General features: G+C 65.1%; 16 protein-coding genes. 5 read left to right on the forward strand and 11 right to left on the reverse strand.

The window, feature by feature from the left end; all coding sequences use genetic code 11:
- Position 1 precedes the first annotated feature (1 nt).
- Positions 2-2392: a TonB-dependent receptor domain-containing protein gene (locus tag QX010_RS16650; RefSeq protein ID WP_316180635.1), complete on the reverse strand. Its 2391-nt coding sequence runs from the start codon at positions 2390-2392 to the stop codon at positions 2-4.
- A 340-nt stretch (positions 2393-2732) separates the two neighbouring features.
- On the reverse strand, positions 2733-3602 hold the full coding sequence (locus QX010_RS16655) for an NAD(P)-dependent oxidoreductase (protein ID WP_316180637.1): 870 nt from the start codon (positions 3600-3602) through the stop codon (positions 2733-2735).
- Positions 3603-3861: 259 nt separating this feature from the next.
- Here QX010_RS16655 and QX010_RS16660 point away from each other — a divergent pair, with 259 nt between their 5' ends.
- The 4 genes from QX010_RS16660 (at position 3862) to QX010_RS16675 (ending at position 8104) form a co-directional block, all read left to right on the forward strand.
- Positions 3862-4308 carry a VOC family protein gene (locus QX010_RS16660; protein WP_315803058.1) on the forward strand — a complete coding sequence of 149 codons (447 nt, stop codon included), beginning with the start codon at positions 3862-3864 and terminating at the stop codon, positions 4306-4308.
- A gap of 132 nt (positions 4309-4440) precedes the next feature.
- Entirely contained in the window at positions 4441-5565 is a 1125-nt protein-coding gene (locus tag QX010_RS16665; protein ID WP_316180639.1) for an Mrp/NBP35 family ATP-binding protein, read from the forward strand.
- Between the two features lie 179 nt (positions 5566-5744).
- Positions 5745-6839, forward strand: a complete 1095-nt coding sequence (locus QX010_RS16670) for a TRAP transporter substrate-binding protein (RefSeq protein ID WP_315803060.1) — start codon at positions 5745-5747, stop codon at positions 6837-6839.
- Between the two features lie 176 nt (positions 6840-7015).
- Positions 7016-8104 carry a TRAP transporter substrate-binding protein gene (locus tag QX010_RS16675; RefSeq protein WP_316180641.1) on the forward strand — a complete coding sequence of 363 codons (1089 nt, stop codon included), beginning with the start codon at positions 7016-7018 and terminating at the stop codon, positions 8102-8104.
- 96 nt (positions 8105-8200) lie between these two features.
- Here the strand turns inward: QX010_RS16675 and QX010_RS16680 are convergent, their stop codons facing one another.
- The 4 genes from QX010_RS16680 to QX010_RS16695 all read right to left on the reverse strand — a co-directional run bounded on the left by QX010_RS16680 (position 8201) and on the right by QX010_RS16695 (position 12178).
- The gene (locus QX010_RS16680; protein ID WP_316180643.1) at positions 8201-9856 is read right to left on the reverse strand and encodes a TRAP transporter large permease subunit; all 1656 of its coding nucleotides are present in this window, start codon (positions 9854-9856) and stop codon (positions 8201-8203) included.
- Between the two features lie 23 nt (positions 9857-9879).
- A complete protein-coding gene (locus QX010_RS16685) occupies positions 9880-10461 on the reverse strand; it encodes a TRAP transporter small permease subunit (protein WP_315803063.1) in 582 nt (193 codons plus the stop codon).
- Between the two features lie 318 nt (positions 10462-10779).
- The gene (locus QX010_RS16690) at positions 10780-11670 is read right to left on the reverse strand and encodes a cation diffusion facilitator family transporter (RefSeq protein WP_315803064.1); all 891 of its coding nucleotides are present in this window, start codon (positions 11668-11670) and stop codon (positions 10780-10782) included.
- Positions 11671-11905: 235 nt separating this feature from the next.
- The gene (locus tag QX010_RS16695) at positions 11906-12178 is read right to left on the reverse strand and encodes a hypothetical protein (RefSeq protein WP_316180645.1); all 273 of its coding nucleotides are present in this window, start codon (positions 12176-12178) and stop codon (positions 11906-11908) included.
- A gap of 488 nt (positions 12179-12666) precedes the next feature.
- Between QX010_RS16695 and QX010_RS16700 the strand changes: the two genes are divergently transcribed.
- On the forward strand, positions 12667-14436 hold the full coding sequence (locus QX010_RS16700) for a tannase/feruloyl esterase family alpha/beta hydrolase (RefSeq protein ID WP_316180647.1): 1770 nt from the start codon (positions 12667-12669) through the stop codon (positions 14434-14436).
- Positions 14437-14560: 124 nt separating this feature from the next.
- Here the strand turns inward: QX010_RS16700 and QX010_RS16705 are convergent, their stop codons facing one another.
- The 5 genes from QX010_RS16705 to QX010_RS16725 all read right to left on the reverse strand — a co-directional run bounded on the left by QX010_RS16705 (position 14561) and on the right by QX010_RS16725 (position 19960).
- The gene (locus QX010_RS16705) at positions 14561-16822 is read right to left on the reverse strand and encodes a DUF2235 domain-containing protein (RefSeq protein WP_316180649.1); all 2262 of its coding nucleotides are present in this window, start codon (positions 16820-16822) and stop codon (positions 14561-14563) included.
- Between the two features lie 218 nt (positions 16823-17040).
- Positions 17041-17427: a nuclear transport factor 2 family protein gene (locus tag QX010_RS16710; protein ID WP_315803067.1), complete on the reverse strand. Its 387-nt coding sequence runs from the start codon at positions 17425-17427 to the stop codon at positions 17041-17043.
- A 228-nt stretch (positions 17428-17655) separates the two neighbouring features.
- Entirely contained in the window at positions 17656-18333 is a 678-nt protein-coding gene (locus QX010_RS16715) for a spermidine synthase (RefSeq protein ID WP_316180651.1), read from the reverse strand.
- Positions 18334-18469: 136 nt separating this feature from the next.
- Positions 18470-19291 carry a DUF2182 domain-containing protein gene (locus QX010_RS16720; RefSeq protein WP_316180652.1) on the reverse strand — a complete coding sequence of 274 codons (822 nt, stop codon included), beginning with the start codon at positions 19289-19291 and terminating at the stop codon, positions 18470-18472.
- 36 nt (positions 19292-19327) lie between these two features.
- Positions 19328-19960, reverse strand: coding sequence for a DUF1326 domain-containing protein (locus QX010_RS16725; protein ID WP_316180653.1), 633 nt, complete (start codon positions 19958-19960; stop codon positions 19328-19330).
- Positions 19961-19984: the final 24 nt, after the last annotated feature.

A 19984-nucleotide genomic window follows, 5' to 3' on the forward strand; every position in this document is an offset into this window, starting at 1 on the left:
ATCAGAACTTGAACGAGGCTTCGACCTCGTAGGTGCGGGGCGCGCCGAGGAAGATCTGGTCGGGATAGAACGGATCGCTCCAGGCCGCGTAGCGCCGGTCGGTGACGTTGCGGACCCGGAAGGCGAGCCGCGTGCTGGTCGCGGTGGCGAACAGCGGCACCTTCGGCAGGTCGATGAAGGCGAACAGGTCGGCCGTGGTGTAGGCGAGCAGTTTCACCGTGTTGGCATCGGTGCTCCAGCGGTCGCCCACGTGGCGGACGGAGAAACCGAGCTCGACCGGCCACCAGCCGGGATTGAGGAAGCGGTAGGAGCCGCCGCCATTGACGATGACGGCGGGGATGTTGGGCGGCGTGTTGCCCGAGAACGAGCCGCCGCCGGCGAGATCATAATCGGCATAGCGGGCGCGGACATAGGCGAAATTGCCCCAGAGCCTGCTCTCCGGCGTCGGCCGCACCGCAGCCGACAGCTCGATGCCTTGCGATTTGACCTTGCCGGCAAGGTTGAGCTGCTGGCCGGCCTGGGCGCTGTAGACGTTGTTGCGCTCGATGTCGAAGGCCGAGAAGGTCCATTCCGCGCGGCCGTTCCATGCGAGCTGCTTGACGCCGGTCTCGTAGCTGCGCGAATCCGACAGCGTCAGGTTTTGCGTCGGAGTGAGGATGAAGATGCTGTCGGCCGAGATGTCGGTTGCCGTCGCATATTGGCTGTAGAACATCGTGCCCGGCAGCGCCTCCCAGGTATAGCCGATGCGTCCCGTGACCGGTTGCCAGCTCTTGGAATAGGGGAAGCCGGGCCGCTCGGCGCCATTGCGGATCCAATTGCGGTCGAGCGTGAACGGGTTGTAGCGCAGCCCTCCGACCAGCGCGAAGCTGTTGGTCAGCCTCAAGCGGTCTTCGAGATTGAGCGCGACGCTGTCGATCGTGGCGGTCTGAAGCTGTGTCCTCAGCTCACCATAGGTGCCGCGATCGAAGCCGATCAGCGGGACTGACTCGCCGGGAAAATTGGCCGCGCCGGGTCGCGTGAAGTCGGTATGCGAGCTCTCGACCGAGGTGACGAGCCGGTTGGCGAGACCGAAGATGCTGCCGTTCCATATCACGTCGGTGATGTTGCCGACCATGTTGTGGTTGTGATGGACGAAGAAGCGCTCGCGATCGACCAGATTGGTGTTCGCGTTGAAGGCCGAGACCTCGTTGTTGTACCAGTCGCGGCTGGCGTTGTAGTTGTAGATCTGGCTCCGCAGCGTGACTGCGTTGTTCAGGTCCCATTCGAAGCCGCTGCGGACCCAGGATTCCTTGATGGTCTTGTGGCCGTCGACCACGTTGTAGTTGGTCGACAGCGTGCGGCCGTCGATCGTGACGGCGCCGAGATCGCTGCCGTTGTAGGCGGAGATCTTGGAGCCCGAGACGATGCCGCTGGTTGCGTTCGCGCCGCTATAGGCCACCGGCACCAGCGGCGTGCCCTCATAGGGCTTGGCCTTGTAGTCCTTGAACTCGGCGGCAAAGAAGGTCTTGAAGCTCCCGGACAGCCGGTAGTCGAGCTGGCCGGAGACATGGACATTCTTGAACTCGGTGTCGTCGATGAAGCCGACCTCCTTGGTCCGGCTGATGTCGAAACGATAGTCCAGGCCCTTGACGGTCGTGCTGCCGCCGGAGCCGAAGCCGCTGCGGAATGTGCCGCGCTGGTCGAAGCCGACGAAGGCCTCGCTCTCGACCGGGCCGCTGTGCGGGGTCTTGGTGACGAAATTGATGGTGCCGCCGACCGCCCCCTGGCCTGAGATCAGCGAGGAGGGGCCCTTGAGAAACTCGACGCGGTCGAGGTTGAAGGTCTCCATCGTCAGCGCGGTGAATCCGGTCGGCCCGATGTTGATGCCGTTATAGAGGACGTTGACCTGGTTGCCCTGGAAGCCGCGCATCGCAAAGCCGACGTCGTTCGGCGCATCGCCGGCGCTGACGCCGGTGGCGCCTTTCACCGCGTCGACGGTCGTGTAGTAGCCCTGCTCGCGCAGCGTCTCGGCGCCGATCACCTCGACCGTCGCCGGCACCTCGCGCGCGGCCAGGCCGAGCCGGCTGCCGGCTGCCGGGATGGCGTTGCCGTTGAGCGGGGTCGCGGTCGCGTTGGTGGCCTGTGAGGGAACGGATGGCGCTGCCTGCGCTGGCGCGGTCCCGCGTTGCTGGATGGGACGGGTGGTCAGGTCCGCCGTTCGGCCACGCGATTGCGTCCGGTCGGACACTGGCCGCTGCCGCGGTGCGTCGACCGTTACATCCGGAAGCAACGTGTTGGCCGCCGGTGTTACGGCGGGGCTTGCCGTTTGCTGCGCGTGAGCCATGTGGCCGGCTGACCACCCGGCCACAAGTCCCGCCAACGATATCGACCCCCAGATCGTCCGCACGCTCATTCTGATCCCCACCGCAGGTCCGGACTGAGCCGGCGCCTGCGCCCGTAACGTTCACGATGCCCGGACGAGAGTTAGCTTAAACCTCCGGAAATGAAATGTTATAACATTTCAAACGGGCGATTCCGGCCGAAGGGCGTCTCGATCTGGCAACACATGCGAACGATTAGCGATTGCAACGGGTATCAGCGAGTCGCAAGGGGGCGCAATGGAGCGTTCCGATGCCATTCAGAGCATCTGGCGTCGACGACAGGGCGGGTCCGGCTCGCATACCGAGTCCAATGCAAAACGGCCGCCCGTCGAACCGAGGGCGGCCGCTTGATGGTGTCGACAAGCCCCGGGACTACTTCTCCAGACGGGCCAGCAGGCTCGACGTGTCCCAGCGCTTGCCGCCGAGCTTCTCGACCTCGGAATAGAACTGGTCGACCAGCGCGGTCACCGGCAGATGGGCGCCGTTGCGGCGCGCTTCGCTGAGGCAGATCGACAGGTCCTTGCGCATCCATTCCACCGCAAAACCAAAGTCATATTTGCCATCGTTCATGGTCTTGTAGCGGTTCTCCATCTGCCACGACTGCGCGGCGCCCTTGGAGATGGTCTCGATGACAGCGGGAACGTCGAGGCCGGACTTCTTCGCGAAATGGATGCCCTCGGACAGGCCCTGCACGAGACCGGCGATGCAGATCTGGTTGACCATCTTGGTCAGCTGGCCGCTGCCGGCCGGTCCCAGCAGCTTGCACATCCGGGCATAGGCCGCGATCACCGGTTCGGCGCCGGCATAGGCGTCCGCGGTGCCGCCGCACATGACGGTCAGCACGCCGTTCTCGGCGCCGGCCTGGCCGCCGGACACTGGCGCATCGATGAATTTGAAGCCGGCCTTGGTGGCTGCGGCGTCGAGCTCACGTGCCACTTCAGCCGAGGCGGTGGTGTGGTCGACGAAGGTCGCGCCCTTGGCCATGCCGGCGAAGGCGCCGTCCGGGCCGATCGTGACCGAGCGCAGGTCGTTATCATTGCCGACGCAGCACATCACGAAGTCCTGGCCTTCCGCGGCCTGCTTCGGCGTCGGTGCTGCCTTGCCGCCGAACTTGTCGGCCCATTCCTTCGCCTTGGCCGCGGTGCGGTTGTAGACCGTGACCTCGTGACCGCCCTTCTTCACGAGGTGTCCTGCCATGGGGAAACCCATGACGCCGAGACCGATGAAAGCGACTTTAGCCATATGAGCTACCTTGACCTTGGGGTTCTGCCGGCGGCCTTGAGAGGGCCGGGCTGTTCTTGAAAGGAACACATCAGCACCCGGCGCGGTCGCGGCGGTGCTGGACGCCGCACCATACCGGCTTGCGAGGCGGGGGCAACGGCTTCGTGACGGATGCGAAAGCGCCGCCGCGTGCTAAAGAGGCATCATCATGACGGCTTGCAAAGCCGCCATCCGGCAACGAAATCCAGTCAACCAACGAACCAGCCAGGGAGTGTCTCGCATGGGCGTCAGCGTCGGCGTGCTCGATCATTTCAACATCCGGACCCGCAACCTCGCCGAGACCGTGCGCTTCTATGAAGACGTGCTCGGGCTCGAGAACGGCGCCCGTCCGGACTTCGCCTTTCCCGGCGCCTGGATGTACAGCGAGGGCCGCCCGGTGGTGCATCTGGTCGACATCTCGCCGACCTCCGAGGCACAGAAGCCGGACTCCGGCGTCGTCCACCATGTCGCCTTCGTCAGCCGCGGCTTCGCCGGCATGAAGGCCCGGCTCGCCGAGAAGGGCATGCCGTTCGAAGCGCGGCAGGTGCCGGGCGGGGAGCTGTGGCAGATCTTCGTGCGCGACCCCAACGGCGTGATGATCGAGCTCAATTACGAGGCAGCGAAAGAGCGGGCTGAGGATGCGCCGGTGGAGACCGCCTCCGACATCGGAACCATGGTGGCGTTTTGAGCCGGTCGGCTTTATGAAGCGGCGCAACGCAGGGCCGGAGCGGTGCCGTCGCAGACGACGGAAGATCATGTCCGGCCAACAGGATAGGGCGCGACGATGTGGCGCGTTCTGAGCTATTTCAGGAGACGCGCCGTGAGCGTGACGCAGCAGCAGGTTATCGAGGCACTCAAGCGGGTCCGCTCGCCACGTGGCGTGGCGCTGCCGGACGCCGGCGTGCTGTCGCCGATCACGGCCAATGACGGCAAGGTGTTCTTCTCGATCAATGTCGAGGCCAGCGAGGCTCGCGCCTGGGAAGACACCCGGGCGCAAGCCGAAGCCGCCGTGCGCGCCATTCCCGGCGTGACCATGGCGATGATCGCGCTGACCGCCGAGCGCAAGGCGGGCGCTGCCGCCCCGCCGCCGCGGCAAGGCGGGGTGCAGCCGGTCTCGGCGCATCGTCCGCACCAGCATCCGGCGGACTCGCCGATGTCCCGGCAGGCCGCGATTCCGGGTATCGCGGCCGTCATCGCCGTGGCCTCGGGCAAGGGCGGTGTCGGCAAGTCGACCACCGCGATCAATCTCGCGCTGGGCTTGCGCGATCTCGGCCTCAAGGTCGGGCTGCTCGACGCCGACATCTACGGCCCGTCGGTGCCGCGGCTGACCGGGCTGCAGGAAAAGCCCAAGCTCACCGACGACAAGAAGATGATTCCGCTGTCGCGCTTCGGCCTGTCGATCATGTCCATCGGCTTTCTCGTCGACGAGGACAGCCCGATGATCTGGCGCGGCCCGATGGTGATGTCGGCGATCAACCAGATGCTGCGCGACGTCGCGTGGGGCACGCTCGACGTGCTCGTCGTCGACATGCCGCCGGGCACCGGCGATGCCCAGCTGACGCTGGCGCAGAACGTGCCGCTGAAGGGCGCGGTGATCGTGTCGACGCCGCAGGACCTGTCGCTGATCGACGCCCGCCGCGGGCTTGCGATGTTCCGCAAGGTCAACGTGCCCGTGCTCGGCATCATCGAGAACATGAGCTACTTCCAGTGCCCGCAATGCGGCACCCGGTCTGACATCTTCGGTCATGGCGGCGCGCGCCACGAGGCCGAGCGGCTCGGCGTGCCGTTCCTCGGCGAAATCCCGCTGCACATGGACATCCGCTCGACGTCGGACGCCGGCAACCCGGTGGTCGAGAGCGAGCCGAAGGGTCCGCATGCCGCGATCTATAGGACCATCGCCGCGTCGGTGCGGGATCAGCTCAAGGACGCCATCGCCGCTGCTTGATGCACTGCAGCGAAGCGCGTGCGACTATTGGACCGTTTGTCATTCCAACGTCGCGTTTTCGCTTAACCGGTTCCGTGCTAAAGCCCGGCCCGGATCGCCTTCGACCGTGTGCGGCCAATCGCATCGGCGGATAAATGCTTTTTCAACGGGAAACGCCCCCAACAAGGAGATGCCTTAATATGAAGCGTCGTGATTTTCTGAAGGTTTCGGCCGCCGGTGCCGCGGCGACGGCTGCGGTGGCCTCGCCGGCGATCGCGCAGTCGATGCCGGAAATCAAGTGGCGGTTGACCTCGAGCTTCCCGAAGTCGCTCGACACGATCTATGGCGGCGCCGAGTACCTGGCGAAGCAGGTCGCCGAGATGACCGACAACAAGTTCCAGATCCAGGTCTTCCAGGCCGGTGAGCTGGTTCCGGGTCTGCAGGCGCTCGACGCGACCTCCAAGAACACCGTCGAGATGTGCCATACGGTGTCGTATTATTACGTCGGCAAGGACCCGACCTTCGCGATCTTCGCGTCGGTGCCGTTCGGCCTCAACGCCCGGCAGCAGAACTCCTGGCTGTATCAGGGCGGCGGCAACGAGCTCGCCAACGAGTTCTTCAAGAAGTCGGCCAACGTGATCGGCTTCCCCTGCGGCAATACCGGCACCCAGATGGGCGGCTGGTTCCGCAAGGAGATCAAGACCGTCGCCGACCTCTCGGGCCTGAAGTTCCGCATCGGCGGCATCGCCGGCCAGGTGCTGCAGAAGCTCGGCGTCGTGCCGCAGCAGCTCGCGGGTGGCGACATCTACCCGTCACTGGAGAAGGGCACCATCGACGCGGCCGAGTGGGTCGGTCCGTATGACGACGAGAAGCTCGGCTTCCAGAAGGTTGCCAAGTACTACTACTATCCGGGCTTCTGGGAAGGCGGTCCGACCGTCCACGCCTTCGCCAACCTCGACAAGTATAACGAGCTGCCGAAGCACTATCAGTCGATCCTCGCCAACGCGACGGTCAACGCCAATACCTGGATGGCCGCGCGCTACGACCAGGTGAACCCGGCGGCGCTGAAGCGCCTGGTTGCCGGGGGCACGCAGCTGCGTCCGTTCACCAACGAGGTGCTCGAAGCCTGTCTCAAGGCGACCAACGAGCTGTGGGGCGAGATCTCGGCCAAGAACGCCGACTTCAAGAAGGTCATCGACGCGATGCAGGCCTACCGCTCGGATGAGTATCTGTGGTGGCAGGTCGCCGAGTACACCTATGACAGCTTTATGATCCGCTCGCGTACCCGCGGCTGATCGTAGCTTCAATCGGCGGATCGACTTGAGCCCGGCCTCGCAAGAGGCCGGGCTTTTGCGTTGCGGCAACGTTTCGCAATGGCACTCCGACGCACTTTGATCCACACTGGAACTGAAGCCTCACAAAGAAGGCTGCTCAGGAAACGAACACAATGACCCCCAGGGAGGGAAGAACTATGAAGCGGAGAGACTTCATCAAGGTGACCGGGCTTGGCGCCGCTGGCGCGGCCGCGATCGCAGCGCCGGCCATCGCACAATCGATGCCGGAGCTGAAATGGCGCATGCCGACGAGCTGGCCGAAATCGCTCGACACCTTGTATGGCGGCGCCGAGATCATGGCCAAGGTGGTCGGCGAAGCCACCGACAACAAATTCCAGATCCAGCCGTTCGCGGCCGGCGAAATCGTCCCCGGACTGCAGGTCCTCGACGCCGTGCAGAACGGCACCGTCGAAATCGGCCACACCGCGTCGTACTACTACTTCGGCAAGGACCCGACGTTCACCTTCGGCTCGTCGGTCCCGTTCGGGCCGAACATGCGCATCAACCAGGCCTGGTACATGCTCGGCGGAGGACGTGAGATCCTCAACGAGTTCTACACGAAGTACAATGTCGTCTCGCTGCTTGCCGGCAACACCGGTTGTCAGATGGGCGGCTGGTTCCGCAAGGAGCTCACCGGCGTCAACGATCTCAAGGGACTGAAATTCCGCATCGGTGGCTTTGCCGGCCGCGTGCTGCAGAAGCTTGGCGCGGTGCCGCAGCAGATCGCCGGCGGCGACATCTATCCTGCGCTGGAGAAGGGCACGATCGATGCGGCTGAGTGGGTCGGTCCGTACGACGACGAGAAGCTCGGCTTCGTCAAGGTCGCGCCGCATTACTACTATCCGGGCTGGTGGGAAGGCGGGCCGATGCTGCTCTCCTTCGTCAACCAGGATCGTTGGAATGCGCTGCCCAAGAACTATCAGAAGATCCTCGAGCATGCCGGCCATTATGCCAACAACTGGATGATGGCGAAGTACGACCAGAGCAATCCGGCGGCGCTGCGCCGGCTGCTCGCCGCCGGTGCCAAGCTGCATGCGTTCTCGCCGGAGATCATGCAGGCATGCCTGAAGGCCGCCCGCGAACTGCACAGCGAGGTCGCGGCCACCAACCCCGACTTCAAGAAGACCTATGAGTCGTTGTCGGCCTTCTCCGGCAATGGCTACTCTTGGTTCCAGGTCGCCGAGATCGGCTACGACGCCTTCATGGCGCGCAACTCGCAGAGCTGAGGCCGGCGCCGTATCGCGTCAGGAGGCAGACAAAACAAAACCCCGGCGCAGCGCGCCGGGGTTTTTCATTGTCGCGACGATGGAGCATCTGCGCCATCAGAATTTCGGCGGGCCGAAGTCGAGCGGCGGCGCATCGATCTGCGGAATCTCGATCTTGATCGAGTTCGGATCGACGGTCGAGGCCGCGCCCTTGTAGTGCATGACCATCGAGGGGAACAGGATCACCAGCATCACCATGACCAACTGAATCACGACGAACGGCACGGCGCCCCAGTAGATCTGGCCGGTCGTCACCGGCTCCATCCGCTTGCCGGTGACGCGGTCGAGATAGGACTCCTTCGGCGCCACCGAGCGCAGATAGAACAGCGCGAAGCCGAACGGCGGATGCATGAACGAGGTCTGCATGTTGACGCCGAGGATGACGCCGAACCAGATCAGGTCGATGCCGAGCTTTTCGGCCGCGGGCCCCAGCAGCGGAATGATGATGAAGGCCAGCTCGAAGAAGTCGAGGAAGAACGCCAGCACGAACACGAAGGCGTTGACGAAGATCAGGAAGCCGATCTGGCCGCCGGGCAGTGACGTCAATAGGTGCTCGACCCAGACATGGCCGTTGACGCCGTAGAAGGTCAGCGAGAACACGCGCGCACCGACCAGGATGAAGACCACGAAGGCCGACAGTTTTGCGGTGGACTCGACGGCCTGGCGGACCAGGTCGAAGCTGAGCCGCCGCTTGATCGCGCCGAGGATGATCGCGCCGGCAGCGCCCATCGCGCCGCCCTCGGTCGGCGTCGCGAGCCCGATGAAGATCGTGCCGAGCACCAGGAAGATCAGGAACAGCGGCGGCACCATCACGAAGGTGGTCTGCTGCGCCATGCGGGACAGGAAGCGGTATCCGGTGGTGCGCTCCAGCACCCAGTTCACGACTGCGACGGCGAAGGCAAACACGATGCCGTAGAACATGCTCAGCACGACGAAGTCGGCGCCGTGATATTCCGAGCCGCGCATCATGAACCAGCCGAACACGCAGCTCGCCAGAAACAGCACGCCCAGCGATTTCAGGCCGCGGTCGCCCGAGTCCTCGCGAAAGCCGATCGCATCGGCCGGCAGGCCGGGCGCCGATTTCGGAAAGATCATGCTGGTCAGGAAGGCGTAGAGCGCATAGATCGCGGACAGCACGAGGCCGGGGATGAAGGCGCCCTCGTACATGTCGCCGACGGACTTGCCGAGCTGGTCGGCCATGACGATCAGGACCAGCGACGGCGGGATGATCTGCGCCAAGGTCCCGGAGGCGGCGATGATGCCGCTGGCAAGCCGGCGGTCGTAGCCGTAGCGCAGCATGATCGGCAGCGAGATCAGGCCCATCGAGATCACGGAGGCGGCGACCACGCCAGTGGTGGCCGCGAGCAGCGCGCCGACGAACACGACCGCATAGGCGAGGCCGCCGCGGATGGTGCCGAACAGCTGGCCGATGGTGTCCAGCAGGTCCTCGGCCATGCCGGATCTTTCCAGCACCAGGCCCATGAAAGTGAAGAACGGAATCGCCAGCAGCGTGTCGTTGTTCATCACGCCGTAGACGCGTTCCGGTAGCGCCTGCAGGAAGTCCGGCCGGAATTCGCCGAGCTCGATACCGACGAGGGCGTAGAACAGGCCGACGGCGCCGAGCGAGAAGGCTGCCGGATAGCCGAGCAGCAGCATCACGACCAGCGAGCCGAACATGATCGGCGCCATGTTGGCGATCAGAAAAGCTGTCATTGAAGTATCCCCCAGCCCGCCGCTTACTTCTTTTCGATCGCTTCGACGAGGTGCTCGACCTCGGCCTCGATCCCGTGGGATTTCGCAGCGTGGGGATCAGGGATGAGCCCGCGCATCACGGCGATGCGCTTGATCAGCTCGGAGATGGCCTGCGCCAGCAGGAACACGAAGCCGATCATGATGAGCGATTTCGCCGGCCATTGCGGCAGGCCGCCGGCATTGCTCGACTGTTCGTTGATTTCGAACGAGCGCAGGAAGAACGGCACGCTGGTGATGATCATCACGACGCAGAGCGGAATCAGGAAGAGCACGTGGCCGACGACGTCGATGGTGTCACGCAGCCATTTGGGCATCATGGCGTTGACGATGTCGATGCGGATGTGCTCGTTGTCGAGCAGCGTCCACGGCGAGCACAGCAGGAAGACCGCTGAGAACAGCACCCACTGTAGCTCGAGCCAGGAGTTCGACGAGGTGTCGAGCGTCTTGCGGACGATGGCGTTGATCGTGGAAATGATGACGGCGAGCAGGATCAGCCACGCCAGCCGCTTGCCGGTCCAGGTCGTGAACGCATCGATCCCACGGCTCAATTTCAGCAACGCTTGCAACGCAATCCTCCCCCAAATGTCTTGCGACGTCCCATGGCCCGTTCTGGCTGCGCAGCACATGGCGCAACGGCCTATCCGGCCCGGCAGGCTCAAAAAACGAGGGCACCATTTCAGCGCCTCGTGTTGCCGTCAATCGGAAAAATGGGCAAAAAGGGGCGTTGCCGCAACATGTTGCGGGAGTGGCGACGCCGCGCCACAGCCGTCTCCGGTTGCCGGAGCCGGGCGATCGGCGGCCGGTGCCGGGAGCTGAACGGGCGGCGTCCGAGGGCGGAGGGCGCGCGAATGCGGCCGACCGAGCGCGTCCTGCGCGAGGCGGTCTTACAGCACCACCACGCCGGAATGCTTGGCTTTGTTTTCGGGTTCGACGTGGATGGTGATCCAGCTGTGCTCGTCGTCCTCGCGCAAGGCCGCCTCGATCCGGTCGCAGATCTCGTGCGCCTGGTTGACCGACATCTCTCCGGGCACCACGAGGTGGAACTCGATGAAGGTCAGCTTGCCGGCATGGCGGGTCCGGACGTCGTGCGCCTCCAGCGCCCCGTCGGCATGCGCGCTGATGATCTGGCGGATGCGCGCAAGCGTGGTGTCGGAGACCGCCTCATCCATCAGCCCGCTGGTGGATTCCTTCAGCACCTGCCATCCCGACCACAGGATGTTCACCGCGACCAGCACCGCCAGCGCCGGATCGAGGATCGGCAACTGCAACATCACCGCGAGGCCGAGGCCGACCACGACGCCGCCCGAGGACACGACGTCCGTCAGCAGGTGCCGGCCGTCCGCCACCAGCGCCGGCGATCGCAGCCGCTTGCCGCGCGTGATCAACAGCCAGCACCAGACCGCATTGATCGCGCTCGCCAGCGCGTTCACCGCGAGGCCTTCCGCAGGCGCCGAAAACGCGCGCGCATTGAAGAAATTCCCGTAGGCCTCATGGATGATGAGCAGCGCCGCCACGACGATCATGACGCCCTCGATCACCGCGCTGAAGTACTCGACCTTGTGGTGGCCGAACGGATGGTTGGCATCCGCGGGCTTGGCGGCGATGCGCACCGCGCCGAGCGCGACCACGGCGGTGACGACGTTGACGATGCTCTCGACGGCATCGGAGTAGAGCGCGACCGAGCCGGTGATCCAATAGGCAAGATATTTCAGGCCGAGCACGATCGTTCCGACCACGAGGCTGCCGATGGCGAGCTTGAGCGATTGCGAGGCCATGATGTCCTGATCCGATCCCGCGCTGGGGTACTCAACGCTGCGGCGGAACGCAACCAGGGTGGAAGCGGTTCGGTGTCGGGAAGGAGCTGATGCCCCCGGTTTTTTTGGCCGTCGAGACCGCCTATAGCGGCGGTGTTGCTCCGATGGAGAAGTGATCTGTGGAAAACAGAAAGGTCGCGCCCACGGACATGGGCGCGACCTTGTCGGCAAACGCCAACAGGAATGACGCCGCCGACTACTTCTCTTTGATGACCGTGGTGGTGCTGGTGGAGCTGCCGACCGTGCCCTCGTCCTCGCAGACCTTGGTCTGGCGGATGCGGTCCTCGGCTTCCACGCGGCTGGTGAACGCCATCGGTCCGATCTGCGTGACGACCTCGCGGTCGGCGGGGCGTGTGGTGGTGATGGTGCAGCGATGGCTCGGTCCCTGCACGATGTAGTATTCGTCAGCAAGCGCCGGAGCGACCGATCCGATGATCACTGCGCCGGCAAGAAGAAGGGGTGCTTTCATCGTCGCCTCTCTTTTCCAAGAACAGCCAAAAGGGGAGCGAGGGGGCGATGAGGAGATCTTGTCCTCATCGTTCGACGCTCTCCGCGTTTGCAACTCGGTCGACTGGTCGGGGTTCCGGCACGCCAGACGCAGCTTGTGTTGATGCGATGCAGTGTCGGCAACGATGGACGCGAGATTTCGTCAGGGCGCAGCGACGCCAGCGCAGGCCCGCGGTGGCTCGCTGGTCGATGTCGGCTGCGACGCGGACGATCGCGCAAAGTCTCCGCGGCGGGATCCCTGACATGCCGGTGGCGAAGCTGAGCGAACGGTCTGTGCTCGGCCGATCCGCACATCGTTTCCCAAAACGCGGGCACGCGACGCGAAGATATTTGCAGACCGGCTCGGCTTGAGCGGTGACGTTCTTCCGGGCTTCACATTCTGATGCGACCTTATGATGTGGGGCGGCCCACATGCGCCGTCGGCTCAGACGGGGAAGCGGGGACTCGGACATGCTTGGGTTGCGTCTTTTCGGCTTGATCCTGGGAGGCCTGACCGCGATCGCGGAGATCGCGACGCCGTGTGCGGCAACACCGTGCAGCAACCTGCAGACGCTCGCGCTCGAGCATACCACCATCACGCTGGCGACCGACATCACGAGCGGCGTCTTCACCGTTCCCGGGAGCAATCCGGCGCAAGACATCACGGGCCTGCCGGCGTTCTGCCGCGTCGCCGCGACGATCGCGCCGACCGTGGATTCGGCGATCAAGATCGAGGTCTGGCTGCCGGCGTCGACGTGGAGCGGGCGGTTTCTCGGCCTCGGCAGTGGCGGATTCGGCGGCTACTACGACTATGGCGGCCTCGCGTTCCGCCTCAAGGGCGGTTACGCTGTTGCCTACACCGGTCTGGGAACCGGGACCTCCGGATGCACCGTGCACTACTGCGGATCGGACGGCAACAAGGGCAACGCGTTCGCGATCGCGCTCGGCGACAAGGCGACCCCGAGCCTCGGGCTCTACGGGCATCCCGAGCGGATCACTGATTTCGGCCATCGCGCGGTCCACCTGATGACGCTGCGGGCCAAGGAGATCGTACAAGCATACTATCAGCAGAGCGCGACCAGGGCCTATTTCTTCGGCTGCTCCACCGGAGGCCACAGCGGACTGATGGAGGCGCAACGCTATCCCGAGGACTATGACGGCATCCTGGTCGGCGCGCCGGCCTACAATCGCACGCACCTGTATGCGACGACGCCGCTCGGATGGCGCAACACGCATGCGACGCCGGGGCGGCAGATGCAAGCCGGTCAGATGTCGCTGATCAACAAGGCCGTCCTGGCGCAATGCGCTGGGCGGGATGGCGGAGTCGCAACGGACCAGTTCCTGAACAATCCGCGGCGCTGCCGGTTCGATCCTAAAGTCCTGCAATGCACCGGCGGCGACGTGCCACCGGCATGCCTGACCGAGGAACAGGTCACGACGATGCAGAACTATTATGCCGGCACGGTCGACCCGGTGACCGGTGAAAGGATCGTCCCGGGCTTTGCGCCCGGCAGCGAGACCGAGGACCTGTCAGCGAAGGGGATCATGCTCAAGCAGCAGCTTCCCGAGCCGCTGTTCGATGGCCCCCTTTATTGGGTCTATGGTCCGACCTTCGGGCAGCCCGGCAGTGCCGTGAACTACACGAACTTCGACATCCATCGCGACCTGCCGGCTGTGGAGGCCATGCTGGCCGAGCCGCTGAACGCCACCAGCCCGGATCTCAAGGCCTTCCGGGAACGCGGCGGCCGGCTCATCATGTATCAGGGGTGGGCCGATGAGCTTGTGATGCCGCAGAACACGATCGACTACTTCAACTCGCTTGTGAAATTCGACAGCCCGTCCTTCGCGACGCGGCGAGGAGACGAAGCGCAGGTCGGTGCTGACGTCGCGGAAGATCGGTTCGGCGGCGATCACGTGCGAGCCGGGCTGCAGCGAACCCTGAGCTACGCCCGCCTGTACATGGTGCCGGGCATGTATCACTGTGGCGGCGGACCTGGCCCCAACGCGTTCGTCTTCCTTCCGGCGCTCCAAGACTGGGTCGAGAACGGCACGCCGCCGGGGTCCGTCGTCGCGACCAAGTACGTCAACGACACGGCGCCCGATGTGCAGATGACGCGGCCGCTCTGTGTGTTCCCGAAGATCGCGCGATACAACGGCCGCGGCAGCACCGACGACGCGGCGAGCTTCTCTTGCGTCGAGGGTGGGCACCGTCATGACCACGGTCCGCACGACGAGCAGTGAGGCAGGTGTTTGAACACAGCGAAGCGGCTCGCCGACAATCGATGATGACCTCGTCCCTGCATCAGAGAACCGCGATCGACGTCGCGATGTCGATACGCCGGTCCACACCGTCGGCGATGGTGATTCACAGCAGCCTGACGCTCACCTTCGCCTTGCCGGTGTTGTTCGGATAGAATGCATCGTACACCCAGGGTAACCCGATCACCGCGTCGTTGACATAGAGGAACAGCTCGCCGCCGCGGTCGGCCTTGAACCTCGCCTTGTAGGCTTGAGGTGTCGTGTTGGGCGCGGGAACGGGGTCGAGGAAATATTCGTCGACGCCGGTCTCGCCGACCCTGGCGATCAGCCGATACCACGGCCGGAACAGAACGCGGCGCAGCAGGATGCCTGCGTAGAACGTCGAGCGGGCGTAGCCCTGGACCGTCGAGGTGCGATAGCCGGCGGGCGTGACCGGCCGCCCGGCGTCCTCCCACGGATCGGTCATGGTGACGATGATCTCGTAGGAGAAGCCGGGACGGACGCTCAAGCCGGTGGGCGCGCAGACCGCGTCGGTCGAGAAATCCCGGGCATCCTGCGGAATGCCCTTGTCGACCGCGACGAGCTCGCGCGCGGGCGTACCATGGCAGAAGGCGCCCATCGAGTCCGCGGCGTTGAACAGGAAATGGCTGATCAGCGTGGCCGCAAGCCAGACGGTGCCGACAGCGAGGAAGAACGGGCCGACATGCCGCTTGCCGTTCCTGATGACGAACTGATAGGCGCGATTGGTCCGGAGCGCGTAGATGGTCCGATGCACCAGGCCGGACGGCATCGGGGGTGATGCCCGTTCGCGCCAGATCACGCGCATCCGGTCGCCGATGCGGTCGCTGAGGAACGTCCCGAGCGCAGTCAGTACGACCAGGATGATGATCCCGCCGGCGAACCATTCGGGGTTGGCGGCGTACCAGTCCGTCCACCAGTGCAGCGAGTTCGGCAGGAACGATTCGACCAGCCGGACGGCTTCGGAGACCATCCTGATGCGGGAGGCGTATTCGTGCGTGCGATCGAGGTCGTGGAACAGCCAGAACGCCGCGAGGTGGAGCGAGGCCGCCAGCGTCGCGAAATAAGCGAGGCGTCTGAACCACACCAGATTCCACAGCTTTTCCTGGGCCGCGAACCGGGCGGCCGCGCCGGCCGGCGTCTCGAACGTGGTCGGCCCGAGCGGCGTCAGCGTGCCGTCGTAGCGGACGATCAGGTAGTTGTCGGGCAGCCCGATGGGCGCGTAGGCGTTGCAGCCGCTGTCGATGCGGTCGAAGACGCTTTCGTGGATCTTCGGCATCGGCACCTGCACGCCCGCGGCCGGGTCGTTGCAGAGGTCTGACACCTTGCGCGGGCCGTACCGATAATAGGAGCCGAGCCCGGAGCGCGAGTTGTACAGGCGTCCGTCCTTGTCCTGGGACGTGACGATCGACCTGATCGCATCCGGATCGGCCTCGGGCGCGGTCTTGAAGATCAGGCCGCGCTTGATGGCCTCGCCGACCAGCCAGGTCAGCGGGACGTAGGAGACGGAATCGTCCGGATAGCCGCCGCCGACATTGCCGTGCATGCCGACGAACCAGACCTGAACCAGCCGTTCGTCATCGATCGTCCTGGCATCCTGCGGCTTGGTCTCGCCGGCCTCGGTCCAGAGCACCGGATGGAATGTCGTTCTCTCGTCGTCGAGCGCGAGCGCGTGGCGCGCGCATGTCAGCCGCGGGTTGAGCACGCGATTGGGCAGCTCGAGCGGCCACACCCAGTTGGAGATGCCTCGCGTCATCTCGTCGATCGGCAGTCCGTAGGCGGCGACGGTGTCCCACAGCCCGATGAACTCGATCGCCGGGAGGCGTTTTCGCTCGAGGAGGTCGAGAGATTTGCGGCCCATGATGCGGTCGATCACCGGCACCAGCACATGATCGCGAAGCCAGCGGAACGGCACCTCGATCCGCCAGATCGAATGGTAGCCCTTGGCGCGATAGGCGCGATAGGCCTTCACGGCGCCATCGTGCAGCTCGGCCTCGGTGCCGGCGACGATCAGGCCCTGGTCGAGCATCAGCGCGGCCAGCACCCGCACGGTGAAGGCGCCGCGGCTGAAGCCGAACAGATAGATCTTCGAGCCATGCTCGTGGTCGTAGTTGCGACAGACGAACTTGTAGGCGTCGAGGATGTTGCGCTTGAGACCGAAGCCGAACGCGCCGCCGAGCAGGGCGAGAGGGACGAACGACGATGTGCCGACGCCGTCGTCGTACTTGGCCGCCTGGGCATTGCTCTGCAGGTCGAGCGCCTGGAACATGCGCCAGACGTTGGTCCGCCACACGCTCGACGCGGCGTTGCCGGTCCCGTCGGACAGGATGATGATCTTGGGACTCGCCATGCAAAGGACCCCGCTCGACATTCCCCCGGTCGAGAGCCGGGAGCGTAATACGGACGATCGGGAAAGCAACCTGAGATGGTGTGAGGCTTTCGGCGGCGTGGCCGGAGGATGCGGGACGCCGCTGCAGCGACGCGGCGACCCGAGGACGAAAATGCACTGCGCTGCCACCGAAATGCCGACATCACCGAAATGCGGTTGCCGTCGCCGTTCATCGCCCTTCAGGCGGGGTTGATGTGCTCGACGAGATGTGCGCGCGAGGGCGCCCGGTCGAAGGGATCGCTGAAATATTGCGTCTCATGCACCACTTTGCCGTCGCGGAATTCCATGATGCTCACCACGTAGGAGGGCACGCCGTCATAGGTCAGGACCAGTTCAGTGACCCAGAGATCGCCGCCGCCGATGATCCGCTGCACTGTGAAGCGCTTGTGGTTGGGCTGGACGAAGCGGCTTTCCTGAATGTTGCGCCGGCTGCGGATACGCTCGCCCGATTGCGGATAATCGAGCACGGCATCGTCGCGATAGATGGCGTGCTCGGCGTCGAAATCGTTGGCGTCCGATGCATCCCAATGGTGCTGCAGGGCAGCGCGCGTGGCGCGGTCGTCCATGGCAATCTCCCATTCAGGTGCGCGCTCTCGTTGCAGAGCGCGCGTCGACAGGCCAAAGAACGGCGCATCCTGGAGGTGTTCGCGCGTTGATGCGGGCATCCGCAGGCTTCGCAGCCGTGATGCATCATAGGACGATGGCCGACGTGTCACCACTCCGATGCGAACGGCGGGAGATGCGAAGGAACGAGCTCTCCGCGTGAGTGGCTCCGCGCAACAACGCTGCCGCCGTCACGCCGGCCGCGTCGCGATCCAGATCACGTGGCGGGCGCCGCCGCCGCGGCCGGTGGCGCGGATGTTGATCTCCTCGGCGGCAAAGCCTGCTTTGCGCAGCCGCGGCGCGAAGCGCTCGTCGGGGTGTGACGACCACACCGCCAGCACGCCGCCGCGGCGCAGGGCGGTGAAGGCGGTGCGCAAGCCCGAGGAATCATACAGCGCGTCGTTGGATTGCCGCGTCAGTCCCTGCGGGCCGTTGTCGACGTCGAGCAGGATCGCGTCATAGGTGCCGCGCGCGGCGGCGATCAGCTTCACGACGTCGCCCTCGTGAATGTCGACGCGTGGATCGGCGAGGCTTGCGCCGGACAACTCGGCCATCGGGCCGCGGGCCCAGGCGATCACCGCGGGCACCAGCTCGGCGACGGTGACGCGGGCCTGCGGACCCAGCACCTTCAGCGCGGCGCGCAAGGTGAAGCCCATGCCGAGGCCGCCGATCAGCAGCCGCGGAGCGGGCGCGGCCTTGATGCGGGCGCAGCTCAGGGTCGCCAGCGCCTCTTCGGATCCGTGCAGCCGGCTGTTCATCAGCTCGTTCGCGCCGAGCTTGATCGAGAACTCCTTGCCGCGCTGCATCAGCCGCAGCGGCTCGCCGCCGCCGGGGACGTCCGCGGTGTCGATCAGCTTCCAGGGAATCACGGGCGTCTCGCGTCAGTTGGATTACGCTATGTCAGGCGGCAGAGTCGTCGCGCTGGGCCGCTGCTTACCACATTGCCTGCATCCAGCACCAAGGGCGACGCCACTGTTGCGACGGCCTGCATGGCGCCGTCGCGCATCATTGCGGTGGCGACACCAGCATCCAGACGCCTGCGGCACTGAAGGCGATCCCGGCCGCGCGCGCGACCCATCGTCCGAACGGAGCGACTTTCTCAAACAGCACGAGCAGGGTCAGGAGGGCGATCCACGTTACGTTCATGACGCCACCGACGAATAGCAGCGCCATCAGAGCCCAGCAGCAGCCGACGCAATAGCCGCCGTGCCGGAGGCCCAATAGCAGGCACCCGCGCAGGTCGCCGCGAAAGCCGCCGTGGCGCATCAGGAACAGGAGCGGCGACTGGCATTGGACGAGGCAGGCGCCCTTCAGCGGTGTCCACTGATAGACGCCCGCGGCGATCAGCACGGTGGCGCCGAGCACGTGGCTGTCGATCGCCATCCGCGAATCCAGCAGGGCCGTCCGCTCCACACCCCATTGCAGCACGGTCGCCAGCAGCGAAAAGCCGCTCCAGGCGAGCAGATAGCCGGCCGCAAACCAGCCGGTCGCAGCGAACGGCTGGCCCTGTGCGCGGCCCTGCCGACCGACACGGGCGTACATCAGGATCATCGGCGCGGCCGACGGCGCCATCATCCCGACCATCATCACCGCCCACATCAGGAACACATAGGCGAACTCGATCGCGCGCCACGACTCGCTGGCCGGCAACATGATGCCGATGCCGGCCGGGATCATGCGGAAACCGGTCATGTCCATGCCGCCCATGTCCATGTCGTTGGCGAGCCAGACAACATAGGCCCATGACAGGGCGACCATGATTGCGATCGCGCCGCCGACGATCCAGCGATCGCGCCGCAGCACGGCTTCCAGGGCGCTGCCGGTCATCTGCAAGGCGGGTTGCCGGCCTTGCGCCACGTCGAATTAGGCCTGGTTGGACCAGCTGATCGACGCGTACAGGCCGTTCTTGCCGGAATTGTCCCAGCGCATGCCGTGATCATTGTAGGTGTTGCCCGCCGCGCCGACGGCCAGCGCCATCCTGTCCGGGCTGACGGGGTGGCCGATGTTCACCCACATCTCGCCGCTCGGATGCATGGTCGGCAGCGGTTCGACGGACATGTGCAGGATGTCGGCGATCTCGGCGGATCGCGTCTTGCCGTCGATCCGGAAGGTGATGGCGGCTTTGCGCACGCCGAGATTGGTGCTGATCAGCGGCGTGAACGCAGCCATCGGGCCGCCGGCGGCGCCGGTGAAGATCGCGGCCATCGCCTCGGTCTGCGGATCGTCGGCGCGCTGATCGACGTAGGCGGCGATCGACCAGTCTCCCTCCGCCATCACGCCGGGCGCATGGAGCATCACCGCCGCGTTGAGGCCGTCAAGCGCGACATCGCCATAGCGGCCGGTGTCGATGTGGAACAGCAGCGGCACGTTGCAGAACCCCTCGGTCGGCTGCGCGGTCAGGGGAGGCGCGGCCGACATCAGGCACGGACACAGCAGGCTGCAGCTGCAATTCTCGAAATAGTCACCGGACAGGTGCCAAGCGACTGGGTCTGCCATCGCCGCCTCCCGCTAGGTCTCACC

Origin of the sequence: Bradyrhizobium sp. SZCCHNRI1009 (assembly GCF_032487575.1) — a bacterium.
Lineage (GTDB): Bacteria > Pseudomonadota > Alphaproteobacteria > Rhizobiales > Xanthobacteraceae > Bradyrhizobium.